This is a genomic window from Rhizobium sp. 768_B6_N1_8 (genome assembly GCF_051811225.1).
Classification (GTDB): Bacteria; Pseudomonadota; Alphaproteobacteria; order Rhizobiales; family Rhizobiaceae; genus Rhizobium.
Genome location: NZ_JBPWPV010000001.1, coordinates 2,299,286 through 2,311,050, shown reverse-complemented (window position 1 = coordinate 2,311,050; position 11,765 = coordinate 2,299,286). Strand labels below are relative to the sequence as shown.

At 59.7% G+C, this 11,765-nt stretch carries 13 protein-coding genes; 5 read left to right on the top strand and 8 right to left on the bottom strand.

Features of this window, described 5'->3' with window-relative positions:
* Positions 1 to 21: 21 nt before the first annotated feature.
* Positions 22 to 594, bottom strand: a complete 573-nt coding sequence (locus AB8B33_RS11860; protein ID WP_439015511.1) for a PE-PGRS family protein — start codon at positions 592 to 594, stop codon at positions 22 to 24.
* A 623-nt stretch (positions 595 to 1,217) separates the two neighbouring features.
* Between AB8B33_RS11860 and AB8B33_RS11855 the strand changes: the two genes are divergently transcribed.
* Entirely contained in the window at positions 1,218 to 2,303 is a 1,086-nt protein-coding gene (locus tag AB8B33_RS11855) for a hypothetical protein (protein WP_439015510.1), read from the top strand.
* 86 nt (positions 2,304 to 2,389) lie between these two features.
* On the opposite strand, the gene AB8B33_RS11850 is transcribed toward AB8B33_RS11855, so the two are convergent.
* Entirely contained in the window at positions 2,390 to 3,028 is a 639-nt protein-coding gene (locus AB8B33_RS11850; protein WP_439017241.1) for a glutathione S-transferase family protein, read from the bottom strand.
* 172 nt (positions 3,029 to 3,200) lie between these two features.
* Positions 3,201 to 3,467, bottom strand: a complete 267-nt coding sequence (locus AB8B33_RS11845) for a hypothetical protein (protein ID WP_439015509.1) — start codon at positions 3,465 to 3,467, stop codon at positions 3,201 to 3,203.
* Positions 3,468 to 3,695: 228 nt separating this feature from the next.
* Between AB8B33_RS11845 and AB8B33_RS11840 the strand changes: the two genes are divergently transcribed.
* Complete coding sequence (locus AB8B33_RS11840; RefSeq protein WP_439017240.1) at positions 3,696 to 4,400, top strand: response regulator transcription factor; 705 nt, start codon at positions 3,696 to 3,698, stop codon at positions 4,398 to 4,400.
* A 169-nt stretch (positions 4,401 to 4,569) separates the two neighbouring features.
* Here the strand turns inward: AB8B33_RS11840 and AB8B33_RS11835 are convergent, their stop codons facing one another.
* On the bottom strand, positions 4,570 to 5,436 hold the full coding sequence (locus tag AB8B33_RS11835; RefSeq protein WP_439015508.1) for a LysR family transcriptional regulator: 867 nt from the start codon (positions 5,434 to 5,436) through the stop codon (positions 4,570 to 4,572).
* Positions 5,437 to 5,487: 51 nt separating this feature from the next.
* On the opposite strand from AB8B33_RS11835, the gene AB8B33_RS11830 reads away from it, so the two are divergent.
* Complete coding sequence (locus AB8B33_RS11830; RefSeq protein ID WP_310386685.1) at positions 5,488 to 5,766, top strand: 4-oxalocrotonate tautomerase; 279 nt, start codon at positions 5,488 to 5,490, stop codon at positions 5,764 to 5,766.
* Positions 5,767 to 6,002: 236 nt separating this feature from the next.
* Here the strand turns inward: AB8B33_RS11830 and AB8B33_RS11825 are convergent, their stop codons facing one another.
* The 3 genes from AB8B33_RS11825 to AB8B33_RS11815 form a co-directional block, all read right to left on the bottom strand.
* Positions 6,003 to 6,290, bottom strand: a complete 288-nt coding sequence (locus tag AB8B33_RS11825; RefSeq protein WP_113324981.1) for a hypothetical protein — start codon at positions 6,288 to 6,290, stop codon at positions 6,003 to 6,005.
* A gap of 578 nt (positions 6,291 to 6,868) precedes the next feature.
* On the bottom strand, positions 6,869 to 7,771 hold the full coding sequence (locus tag AB8B33_RS11820) for an ABC transporter substrate-binding protein (RefSeq protein WP_439015507.1): 903 nt from the start codon (positions 7,769 to 7,771) through the stop codon (positions 6,869 to 6,871).
* Positions 7,772 to 7,970: 199 nt separating this feature from the next.
* Positions 7,971 to 8,246 (bottom strand): hypothetical protein, encoded by a 276-nt coding sequence (locus AB8B33_RS11815; protein ID WP_439015506.1) that lies wholly within the window; start codon positions 8,244 to 8,246, stop codon positions 7,971 to 7,973.
* A 63-nt stretch (positions 8,247 to 8,309) separates the two neighbouring features.
* Here AB8B33_RS11815 and AB8B33_RS11810 point away from each other — a divergent pair, with 63 nt between their 5' ends.
* Both AB8B33_RS11810 and AB8B33_RS11805 read left to right on the top strand, forming a co-directional pair.
* Complete coding sequence (locus tag AB8B33_RS11810; protein WP_439015505.1) at positions 8,310 to 9,539, top strand: AAA family ATPase; 1,230 nt, start codon at positions 8,310 to 8,312, stop codon at positions 9,537 to 9,539.
* Positions 9,536 to 10,102 (top strand): hypothetical protein, encoded by a 567-nt coding sequence (locus AB8B33_RS11805; RefSeq protein WP_439015504.1) that lies wholly within the window; start codon positions 9,536 to 9,538, stop codon positions 10,100 to 10,102. The genes AB8B33_RS11810 and AB8B33_RS11805 overlap by 4 nt, the downstream gene beginning before the upstream one ends.
* 163 nt (positions 10,103 to 10,265) lie before the next feature.
* Here AB8B33_RS11805 and AB8B33_RS11800 read toward each other — a convergent pair whose 3' ends face one another.
* The gene (locus AB8B33_RS11800) at positions 10,266 to 11,762 is read right to left on the bottom strand and encodes a terminase (protein WP_439015503.1); all 1,497 of its coding nucleotides are present in this window, start codon (positions 11,760 to 11,762) and stop codon (positions 10,266 to 10,268) included.
* Between the last annotated feature and the right edge of the window lie 3 nt (positions 11,763 to 11,765).

The window sequence follows — 11,765 nt, the reverse complement described above, 5'->3', positions numbered from 1 at the left end:
GCGACCCTCAGAGCCTTGAGTTCAGGAGCCAAGATGGCTTACGTCGATATGGCCGAAGGCGTTTATGAAATGATCGAGAGCATTGTTCACCGTCGTCGTTTCGGGATTTGTGTGAACCACTGCTGACGAGATGTCGCCGCCCAGAGCGTTGTTCCCGTTGCCGCCGTTGCCGCCGACGCCTGCGAGGATGGTGGCATGCTGGTCAGCCACAAGTTGCGTATACTGTGTTGCGGTCGTAGCCGCATTCACCGTAGCCGTGTCGCCGCCGCTCGTGTTTCCTTGACTGCCGTTGGAGGTAGCCGCTCCCCCTGCGCCACCGGCGCCGCTGGTGAGCGATGCCAGGAAGCCGTTCTGGGCCTGGCTGAAGCCACCGGGTCCACCGCCGCCGGCGTCCCAATCTGCCCCCTGCCAAACGTGATCGCCGTTGTGCAGATGGGTATCTGCCCCGTAGACCGTTTGCACGGGATCTACATAGGCAACCGGGTTGTAGTCGATGTTGCCATGATTGATGCCATCGCCGCCGTTGCCGGCATTCGCGTCACCTGCATCCGGGTTGTGGAGATAGATCGTGTCAGACATTTGAGGAATAGGCATTGATGTCGCTCCTTCTACTTCGTTTCTACCGGGTTTATTCTACGGTGTTTCCCCCTACGGTGTGATTATTCAGGATGCCACCGCCAGCCAATACAACCGCGGCCGAATATTGCCTGCGATTTAATATTTGAACCATCTAGATATTCGGTGACGTTCTTTTGGATGTATACTTGAAAGTGGCGGAGCGTTGTTTTGAGCTTGTTTTTGATGATTTGGCGCCGGATGGCATTGTCATGAACATATGTGCGACCTCACCGAAGCGCCGCCGCTTTTCGAAGCTCGGCCGCCCAAGCGAACCGGCTCTATTGCTGGGTTCTGATCAGGCTGCGCCTGGCGGAGGAGGGCTGAAAGACTCTCATGACACGCCGCGAGAACGGGGGGGTAAAGGATGCAGGGCCTCCACCCCGAAGGCGGATTTAGTGCTCGCAAACGCGCATAACGGGCGCTGCGGCCATGACAGCCAAATGGCTAGAGAACTAGCCAAGGGGATGTAGACGAATTGCAGGCTCCGCTTTTCGTCCGTTCAGATGCACAATGCCTGAACAATTCAGGGCCTGAACAATTCAGCCTACATCCGCTGCACGCCCGGTTGCCGTGCGGTTGTCCGCGGAATGGAGACGGTAATGACGGAAACTCGTCCCTCATCGGAAGACCTGCCCAAGTCAGGCTCCGATCAACACCTCGCTTCCAACGTGGCCGCGGGGCATCTGGCATTGGTGCCGACCTGGCTTCCCTTGGATGTCGCTTCCGGTCCAGGCTATAGCTCAGCCGGCAGCGGCGGTGATGGAATAAGCGACGGCGTGATCAGCAGCAATGCATTGGCCGTCTTCATGCCGTCCAATGCCGCTATTGCAGGACCGCATTCGGCTGCCGACGCCGTCCAGGGCAATGATGCGTTCATCAATCAGCATCCCACCGAAATGGCCGGGATAGGCGGGAACGGTGGAAGCGGCAATGTTGCCATCGGCAGCGGCGAGGGCGCCAGTCATGCCGGCAGCGGCGGCAATGGTCTCTTCTACGGTGGGCTCGTCAGCACCGAAACCGCGGTGTTTGTCCCCGTCAATACGGCCGTGGCGGTAGGCCCTGGCGCGGAGGCTCACGCCCTGCAAACGAACAACGCACTGTTCCTGCAGGGCGCAACCCAGATCGGCGGCATGGGCGGCTCGGGCGGAGACCTTAATGCTGCGGGCCATGACGCGTTGAGCCAGGGGACGTCGCTTACATTGAACGGCGACTTTTATGCGGGCCATGGCGGCAATGGATATTTCGCCGGCAGCATCGTCGACGTGAGTATTGCCATATTCTCACCGATCAACATCGCGATCGGCGCCGCAGGCGGCTCGGCTGAGGCGCATCAGACAAACAATGTCATTTTCGATCAGGGCGCTGTGCAGATCGCCGGCATCGGCGGCAACGGCGGCGGCTTCAACCTGTCGTCGGACACGATTTTCACCGGCAACCATGCGGGCGGCGGTGGCGGGGTCGGATCGTCAACCGGCAGCATGGTCGACGTCAATTTCGCCTATTTCCATCCCATCAACATTGCCGTTCCCGCCGGTGGGACGGCGGACGCCCAGCAGGTCGATCATGTTCTCTATGACCAGCATGCGCTCCAGATGGCCGGTATCGGGGGGCACAGCGGAGAGGGCAACCTCACAGACGCCCATTCGGCTCTCGTCGACGACATTCTGGGCTTCATGCATAGCTAGGATCACGACCGATCAACTGAACAAAATCTCGCAAGACGACTGCGAGCCTCCGACGGATCTCAATCAGCCAGTCGATGGGCAGCCAGTCATGGGCAGCCGGTCGATGCGGCGGTGAAAACCGCCAACTGAGCATCGAAAGCACGCTCGAAGGCGTGCCGCGCTTCGCCGCGGGCGACGTAGGCGGAGAGATTCGGATATTCCTCCAGAATGCCCGATCGTTTCAACCTGCGCAGCACCGACACCATCATCAGGTCGCCGGCGGTGAAGACACCGTCGAGCCAGTCGGCATCGCTAAGCCGGACGGAAAGGTCGCGCAGTCGATCACGGATACCTTCCTCGACGAGAGGCCGGCGCTGCTCGTACCAGGGCTCGTCGAGGCCGCGGTTGATGATCGGCGGCTCCACCGTGCTGAGCGCAGCGAACATCCAGGTGATCGCGCGGGCGCGGGAATTCGCATCGTGTGGCAGCAGGCCTCTATGGCGCTCTGCGATATGGAACACGATCGCCCCGGACTCGAAGAGAGCGAGATCGCCTTCCTCATAGGCCGGGATCTGCCCGAAGGGCTGACGCGCCCGGTGCGCCGGCTCCTTCATCGCTTTGAACGAAACAAGGCGAACCTCGTAAGGCTGTTCCACTTCTTCGAGCGCCCAGCGAACGGGCATGTCACGCGCCAGTCCCTGGCCGCGATCAGGCGACCGTTCAAAGACGGTAATGGTGGGGGTGATCCTGTCGGTCATCGTCGTCTCCTTTTGGCCTGCTATCCGAGAGACGATTGAAACCGGACCGGTCCGACAACGCCAAAACCGGCAGCGAAGCATTTATTCATGTCTATTTCGGCTAAGTTCGGTTTGGATTGAGATGCCAGCTGATGTTAATGCGTCAATGGCCCCCAGTTATTCAGTAATCATAAAGGGTTACCGGCAATCTCGGGCTTTTGTTGCTTTTCGCGCTGGTCGTTTCGCTGGAGAGGTCGGCGACTGATTTGAACTGAGTTATGGGAACAAAGCCGAGCCGATCGGCAGCGCGTTCTATCAAACGGCTCTCTCCAGAAAGGATCTGTAGCAGATCGCCTGCCTTTTCAGTGCCTTTGAAAGCTTTGTTGAGGCGCTTGCCGTAGGTGAATTCGACGAAGACTGGTAAGTCTGCAGCGACAAGTCGCTTCAACAGCGCCTCATAGATAAGCTTTCAAAAGTGCTCTGCGGATACAGTTGTCTCTCACCGGATTCTTATAGACTATAAGAATTATCATGAGAGATCAGACTATTGATGCCCGTAATACACTCATTTTTTATCATGACATGAAGCGAGAACAGGAATATTGTGAATAGCTGTTGGGTTGCAAATCTTCTGGGGAGCACGCAAGTGTCCGACAGTGCCAAGACTAAGCGCCGAATGGGGCGCACTGCACCAACTGTGATCATAATCGAGCATTCTACACTGGCACGCACCACCGTGGTGAAGCTTCTTGAGCATGAACTCGCCGGTTGGAACTTTATCGATTTGATCTCGACCGAGAGCCTCGACCGAGCTCTTGGAGCTGAGGTGCGTTTGATTGCATTGGATTTGGCCGGCAGAAGTATCGAGAGCACTAACCTGCGTGATGACCTTGCGGCCATTGCTGCACGTTTTCCTGAGGCTCCTATCACGTTGCTCTCAGGGACTGACGACGCCTTCATAGCCCGTCAGGCGCTCACGATGGGTATTCGCGGCTTTTTCACGACTTCACTGCCCATTGACATTGCCCTTGCCGGTCTTCGTCTTGTTCTGGCAGGGGGAACATTTTTCCCGCAGCTCATGGGAGCTGTTACAAACGGCTCGAACGAGCATATCCCGGTCAGAACCGAGGCCGAAAGAAGGCTGGACGACAGGATGCAGTACCTGGCGATTGCCGAATTCACTCCGCGGGAAGCGGATGTGCTGGCAGAGCTGCAAAGCGGCTGCTCAAACAAGGTGATTGCGGGAAAGCTCAATCTGTCGGGGCATACGGTGAAGATGCATCTGCAGCACATCATGCGCAAGCTGCAGGCGCAGAACCGTACTGAAGTGGTTGCCCGCCTGGTTCAAAGAGCCGCCGGGCATGACGCCGCGCCGAGTTAGGCAGGGTCGCCAGGGAAGGGCGCTGTCGCAACGTGAGAAGGGCAGGCGCCACCCATGAGCGTTTTGGGCTCAAAGCAGTCTTGAAGCACGTCGCATCACCTGTTCCGAGCAACGCGCTTCAGGAATTGGTTTTTCGGATATCTTCGATGCCGGCCAAAACCGACGCTCATTAGCCAAACCGTTCCACCAGGAAATCTATCATAGTCCGCAACATCGCCGTCGGCCGCCGGTTCGGCGCGTAGACGAGGTACATCGGGACAGGCCGGTAGGACCATTCCGGAAGCACCGGCTCGAGCCGCCCTTCGGCGATGTCAGCGGCCAGCAGCAATTCCGGCTGAAGCGCGATTCCCGCGCCGCTGAGCGCTGCCATGCGCAGCGCCGCACCCTGGTTGGTCGAGAATTTTCCGGAAATCAGTACATCGCGCATTTCATCTCCCGGCCCGATCAGGTGCCAGCGATCCTGCATGCGCCAATAGGAGTGGCCAAGGCAGAGATGGTTCGCGAGATCCTCCGGCGAGGCCGGCCGGCCATGGCGGGCGAGATAATCAGGCGAGGCTGCGAGAATCCGCCGATAGGGGGTCAGCGGGCGGGCGACCAGGCTGCTGTCAGATAGCGGGCCGATGTGGATGCCGAGCTCGAAACCCTCGCCGACGAGGTCATGGACGTTGTTGTCGAGCGATAGCTCGATGCTGACGTCGGGATAGGCGTTCTGATAGTCGATCAGCGCCGGCACAAGGTTCTGCGTCCCGAAGCTCACCGGCGCAACCAGCCGAAGCCGGCCGCGGGGCGCCGATTGGAGCTCGCTTGCCGAAGCCTCGGCTAGCGCCACTTCGGCCAGCGCGCGCTTGCAGCGCTCGTAATAGAGCTGGCCAATCTCCGTCAGCTGATGGCGCCGCGTGGTGCGATGGATGAGCTTCGCCCCGAGCCGGGCCTCGATCGTCTTGATTTGCTTGGCAACCATGGCGGGCGACACGCGCGCGATCTCTGCCGCTGCCGCAAAACTGCCGGCTTCGATAACCCTGACGAACGTTGCCATGCCAGCCAGCTTGTCCGTGATTACCTACCTGTAGGTTTCGAATGACGATACCTGCAGCTTATTTATCAACCGCGGCATTTACAACATAGTCGTCATGCCCGAGCCAAGGCGACGGGACATTGCCAACGTGACCAAGGAAAAAACATGCCCATTCTTCACCTGCAGATGCATCCCGGCCGCACCGACGATCAGAAACGCGCCTTCGTGCGCGAAGCCACCAGGGCCGCCGTCGAAACCCTGGCGTGCCCGCCTGAATCGCTGGAAATCCTGATAACGGAGATCGGCAAGGATTCCTGGGCGGTCGGCGGCAAGCTGAAGTCCGAGGCCTAAAGCGTGTCGCGCAAAAGTGTGCAGCGGTTTTGCGATAACGACACGCGAAAACAACAATCTAAAGTGCGACAAGCGAATCTGAAAGATCGCGACGCGCTTTAGAGACGGCCCGCGGTGCCTCGAGCATCGGCCCGGAAATCGCAATCGATTTTCGGGCGATTTTCGGGCAGCCTGATGCGATCGTCAAAGAGGCAGACCGTCCTTTGGGCACCCGCCAGCGCGTGGCCCTGGCGCCTTCAATCCCCGTTGCCATTTCTCACGAATTGCCACTCGATACCGGTAATCCGCGTCGGCTTGACAATGTGCATGCGCGCCTGCAGCAGCCGGAGGGTTGGCACGAGCTTTTGGGGATCCGCAATCTCTGCAGGGACGGGTCTGCCCATCTCCTTGTAATGCGACTCCATTTCTTCCCTGAAGTCTCTGATATCGAAGGTGTCTACACCTGCGTTGTACCAGTCTACCAGGATGACATCGCATACAATATCAAGGCTGTTTGGGTCGTCGGCATCGAGCAGGGGCGGCATTGGCGGACCTTCTGAAGATGGAGTTCATCCTTAAGCGTCCCCCGAGGCAGTCTGTTCTGACGCAGTTTCGTCAGATGGCTGGTGAAGACATTGGGGCTCGCCACCCAGCACCAAGACGAGCCCCAGCCCCGGTGCTTGTCTCATCTGCGCCCTTCACCGTGACAATGCGATTAGACGCCCGCGCATGACGCGCAGCAATTCGACCAGTTGGATTAACTCGGCGGTTCGCGCCAGAAAATCCCAGTTTCTGCGGGATTTTTTTCGCCTGGAGCTTGCGAATAAACCTGTGGATAAAATTGGAACCGTGCATTGTGATTAGCCTGCTGCGACCACTGGTTAATCCTCTCGGCCCGGTAGCGCCCATCTACCCATACGGATCGTAATCCACCGCCGCCTTGTGGGCGGCAAGGTACGAACGGCGCGAAGTCCGAGACCTGTCTCACTTGATGTCAGGGCGCGGGGTGAACGCTTATGGCGTTTTTGAGCGATGGCCGAGATCGGCCCAACTCGAACGCTCAATTTAGCTTGGTGGAGGACCGCTCGCGAGCCTAAAGCTGTCCTTCAGCGTTTTCGCTTCCCTATTCGACAACTTCATCAGCTCGCTCGATCATGGCTTTTGGAACGACGAGTCCTAGTGCAGTCGCAGCCCCCTTATTGATCGCCAGGGCGTACTGTGCCGCGTACTGAACGGGCAGATCGTCGGGCCTTGCTCCCCGCACGATTTTGTCGATGTACACGGCGGACATGCGCCATTGGGTACCGAGATCCTGCCCGTAGCTGACCAGCCCGCCGCTCCTGACCATTTCGGCGATGCCGTATATGGCTGGCACCCGGTGCTTCGCCATCGCTTCCACCACCGCTTTGCGGTTCGCAAAGGGAAACGTGTGGGGCACCACAATCATGCCGGCGCGGGTATCTCCTGCAACGTCGGCAGCGGCACGTTCGATATCGTTCACGGTATCGACGTGGACCTCGCCGATTTCCGCGCTCTGAGACGCGACGGCCTTCCACCCGGCAAGCGCGGCAGGCGAGACCGAGGCCGGATTGGAGAAGATCGCCAGACGATTGATGCCTGGGGCGATCTCCTTGAGGTGGGACACCCATTTGGCCGCGATATCGGCCTGAAATCCAGCAATTCCTGTCAGATTCCGGCCTGGGTGGTCCAAGCTGGCGACGAGGCCCGCCGCGACCGGATCGAAGGTGCCGACAAAGACGATCGGTGTGGTCGTCATCACCTGCGCAAGGGCGGTTGCCGCGGCCGTCGAAGCGGTGACCACCACATCGATTGGAAGCGCGGCTAGCTCGCTGCCGAGACGCCGGAACGCCGCGACCGTCCCATCTGCCTGACGGACTTCGAGGGAAAAGGCACCCTCGTCGAACCAGCCAACGTCCCGCAGACCATCCCGCAACGATGCCAGGAATTGATCATTGCCGGGCACAGGTAGAAGCACTCCAATCCGTACAGGTAGGTGAGGCTGCATTGTGTCCTCCGTGATGCGACGCCTGTGGGCAGCAATCTTCCGAATTCAGGGTCTGCATTGCAAGCAGCCGACGGAGCGGTCTGATCCCGCCTACAGCAGCTTTCGGTCCGAAGCGGCCATGATGCCCGGTCGCATCTGCGGCCGAATCCCGCAAATCCGCCACGCCGCTACCCATAGACATCATAGTCCACCGCCGCCTTCACCCGGTCCCCGCCCGGTGACGCAGCTTCTTGACCACTGGCTGCGTGAAGGTCAGCGCCAGCGCATCACCCTCATTGGGCGAGGGCAGGCCGCGGTCCTTGATGTCTTCCTTGCTTTCGAGCTGGATCTTGCCGTCCAGCCGCGCCACGGTCTCCGGGCCTACCAGATCCTGATAGAGCGCCTCATTGGCGGGATCGATCGCGCCGCTGATCGAGTGTTTCGACTGGGCTCCGGCTCCTTGGGGCTGTCGCTGAGGAAAGCAGTTAATCAGCATATAATCGGATTATTGACAGAATTTCGTTGAAAATGCTAATTTGACCCGCAAGCGAGGTATTCTATGCTCTACAAGCTTGAGATCGAAAACTTCTTCTCCATCCGCGATCCGCAGGTGCTCGACCTGACGGTGGACGGAAAAGTGCCTGATCCTGAAGGCCGTTATGCTCCCATCTTCGAGGGCGCGGACGTGCGCGCGCCGAAGGTCGTCGCGCTCTATGGCGCGAACGCCTCGGGCAAAACGACGGTGTTGCGCGCGCTCGAATTCGTTGTGACGATGATCCGCGACAGCGTAGTGCGCACTGCGCCAGGCTTCGCTGGTATTGAGCGTTTCAACGATGTGGAATCCGCCAATCGGCCGATCCGGTTCGCGATCGAGCTGGGCGGTATCATGAACCTGACGCCGGAAGTCTATCAGCGCGCCACAAACGGCGAAAAGGTCGAGCAAGGCACTTACCGCTACGAACTGGAAATCGAACTCAAGGACGGGCTCGCCGTACGGATTGCGTCCGAGGCGCTGCGCCAGAGGCCGAACGGCCTAGGGAAATGGCAGCGAGTCTATGAACGCGATGCCGAGGGCAAGGTGAAGGACTCAAAGACCTTCAGCCTCTCGGGCTTCCAGCACCTCGTGAAGACGCTCGCCGGCAATCACACGGTGCTGTCGTCGTTCGCGAAATTTCAGCACCCGACCGCGCAGGTTCTCGTGGATACAGCGCGCAAAGCCGTCTTCCAAATTGAGCCTGTGCACTCCTTCGCCGATCGCGACGTGATCGACTATCTGAAGAACCAGCCCGACGTCGTCTCGCGATTGAGGGATGAGCTAAGTCGCATCGACGTGGGTGTGGAAGGGATGCGCTTTCAGAATACGGACAACGGGCCGCTGCTGCTGTTCAAGCATGCGGGGCTTGAGGTCGAAATGCCTTGGCTGATGGAAAGCCACGGCACGCGGGCCTTTATCAAAATGTTCCCGTTCATCGTAAGCGCGCTGGACACGGGTGGTATCGCCGTGATCGACGAAATGGACGCGGCCATTCACCCGAACATGCTGCCCGAGCTAGTACGATGGTTCTATGCGGCTTCGGGGCGCAACAAATTCGAAGCGCAACTCTGGCTTTCCTGCCATTCGGCTTCGCTGCTTGATGACCTCAACAAAGAGGAAATCGTGATCTGCGAAAAGGATCGGCAGGGCCGCAGCCATCTTTACAGCCTTATGGACGTGAAGGTGCGCCGCGACGAGAACCACTACCGCAAATATCTGAGCGGTGCATACGGCGGGGTTCCACATCTCGGATGAATCGTCGTCGCACGCCATATATCGAGCTTCGCCGTCCGGTATATATCGGCTGTGAGGGCGCGTCAGAAGTCGGTTATGCCGGTTTTCTGCAAGACTTGATCCGCGATGCCAATTTGCCGGTGCACCTGCACGTTGACGAATTAGGGCCTGGGGCAGGCGATCCGCTGTCGCGTATCGAAATGGCAGTGCTGCGCCTGAAGCTGCTCGAGAGAAAACGTGGTGCACCTGCGGAACGCTTCGCGTTTTTGGATTTTGACCAGGCCGAGCGCGATCCGCAGCGCGCCGAGCGAACGAGCAAGCTCGCGGCCGACAACCGAATCACGATCCTCTGGCAACGACCCTGTTTTGAGGCGGTGCTGCTGCGCCATCTGGAGGGCAAGGCGGCCCACCGCCCGCCCGATACGCCGGGGGCGATAAAGGCGCTCGAGAAGGAATGGCCGGAATACAAAAAGCCCATGACGCGCGCCAATCTAGCGCGCCGAATTGATCGGGATGCCGTCCTGCGGGCGGCAGCTGTTGAGGCCGAACTGCAAGCCCTGCTACGCTGTATTGGGGTGCTCTAGCTATCGGATACGCGCGACTTCCGCGCGCTCGGCAACGGTCAACTGACGGCAACGGCAGCTTCACCACGCACTTCCCGGAACCGGACATTCCTGAATCAGCCCTATGGCGGCCATGATGTCCGGTCGCATCTGCGGCCGAATCCCGCAAATCCGCCACGCCGATCTACCCATAGACATCATAATCCACCGCCGCCTTCACCCCGGTCCCCGGCCGGTGACGAATCTTCTTGACCACCGGTTGCGCGAATGTCAGCGCCAGCGCATCGCCTTCGTTGGGCGAGGGCAGACCGCGGTCCTTCATGTCTTCCTTGCTTTCGAGCTGGATCTTGCCATCCAGCCGCGCCACGGTCTCCGGGCCTACCAGATCCTGATAGAGCAGCTCATTGGCGGGGTCGATCGCTCCGCCGGCCTTCAGCCAGCGTTTCATCTGGCCCCAGATATAGGCGCGCATATTGTAATAGCCGAGGTCCAGGACCTTGGTGGAGCCGAACCAGACGAGCTGCCAGGGGCGGCCCATGACCGTGCCGGCGCTGACGATGCCGGTGCCATAACCGGCGTCCACGAAGACCGCATCGGCCTCATATTCATCCTCCAGCCGGGCGATGAGATTGGCGACCTCGATATCATTGTCGTTGCGGGCAATGGTCGCTAGCCGCTTCGAATAAAGCCCCTGGCGCAGCATGATCACCGTCGGGTCATCGCCCGTCCAGGCCGGGTCGACGCCCAATATGACAGGCGCGAAAGCATATTGCTCGGAGCGAAGATGGGTGCCGCGCGCCCGGTCGGCATCGTCGGCGGAGATGAACTGCATGGCGGACTGGCTCGGAAACTGGCCGCGCACGCGCACCTTGACGATATCGCTATCCTCGCCGTGATCGTCCACGAGACGTTGAAGGAACTGCTTGTTGGTGCCCGGCACCGAGCGGCTGTCGATCTGCCTTCCCACCCAGCGGTGGCGGAAGCGGCGGAAACATTCGCGGAAACGGCCGCTGTTTCTCGTCGGGTTGCCGAAGACGATCCAGATGATGACGGTGTCCTCATCCGTCAGCGCGCCCTCGGCCACTTCCCAGACCTTGTCATGGATCTTCGAGGCCTCATCGAAGAGCAGAAGGATGATGCGGCCCTTGTTGTGCAGGCCGGCGAAGGCCTCCGTGTTGTGCTCGCTCCAGGAGATGAAATCCTGCCGCCAGCTTTCGCTGCGATCGGGATCGCGCGACTTGATCGACATGGCCTGCACATCGAACCAGTGGGCGGTGATCGAGAGGCGAAACCACTTGCCGATCTCGGGCGCCGTCTTGGTGCGCAGCTGGCCCTCGGTATTGGCTGTCGTGACCACCTTGCAATCGGCAAAGCAGGACATGGCCCAGTTCGAGAGCATGCCCATTTCCGCCGATTTGCCGATGCCGTGGCCGGAGGCGACTGATATCTGCAGCGGCTGGTAGCGGGTTTCGGGGTCGGCCAGATGGGCGCCGATCAGATCGTTGATCTCGTCCTGCCAGGGGCGCGGGCCATCGTAACCTGCGAGTTCGCCCACACCCCAGTCCCAGGCAATCTGGCTCCAGCGCTTCGGGCTGAAGCGGCAGCCGGCGGCAAGGTCGATGATCTCGTCATTGGGATCGCTGACTTCGCTGCCGGAGGGCAGGGGCTTTCGAGGCATCATGGG

Coding starts and splice junctions, on each gene's coding strand:
- AB8B33_RS11860 (WP_439015511.1), bottom strand. CDS start 594: ATGCCTATTCCTCAAATGTCTGACACGATCTATCTCCACAACCCGGAT.
- AB8B33_RS11855 (WP_439015510.1), top strand. CDS start 1,218: ATGACGGAAACTCGTCCCTCATCGGAAGACCTGCCCAAGTCAGGCTCC.
- AB8B33_RS11840 (WP_439017240.1), top strand. CDS start 3,696: ATGGGGCGCACTGCACCAACTGTGATCATAATCGAGCATTCTACACTG.
- AB8B33_RS11835 (WP_439015508.1), bottom strand. CDS start 5,436: ATGGCAACGTTCGTCAGGGTTATCGAAGCCGGCAGTTTTGCGGCAGCG.
- AB8B33_RS11825 (WP_113324981.1), bottom strand. CDS start 6,290: ATGCCGCCCCTGCTCGATGCCGACGACCCAAACAGCCTTGATATTGTA.
- AB8B33_RS11820 (WP_439015507.1), bottom strand. CDS start 7,771: ATGCAGCCTCACCTACCTGTACGGATTGGAGTGCTTCTACCTGTGCCC.
- AB8B33_RS11815 (WP_439015506.1), bottom strand. CDS start 8,246: ATGCTGATTAACTGCTTTCCTCAGCGACAGCCCCAAGGAGCCGGAGCC.
- AB8B33_RS11810 (WP_439015505.1), top strand. CDS start 8,310: ATGCTCTACAAGCTTGAGATCGAAAACTTCTTCTCCATCCGCGATCCG.
- AB8B33_RS11805 (WP_439015504.1), top strand. CDS start 9,536: ATGAATCGTCGTCGCACGCCATATATCGAGCTTCGCCGTCCGGTATAT.
- AB8B33_RS11800 (WP_439015503.1), bottom strand. CDS start 11,762: ATGATGCCTCGAAAGCCCCTGCCCTCCGGCAGCGAAGTCAGCGATCCC.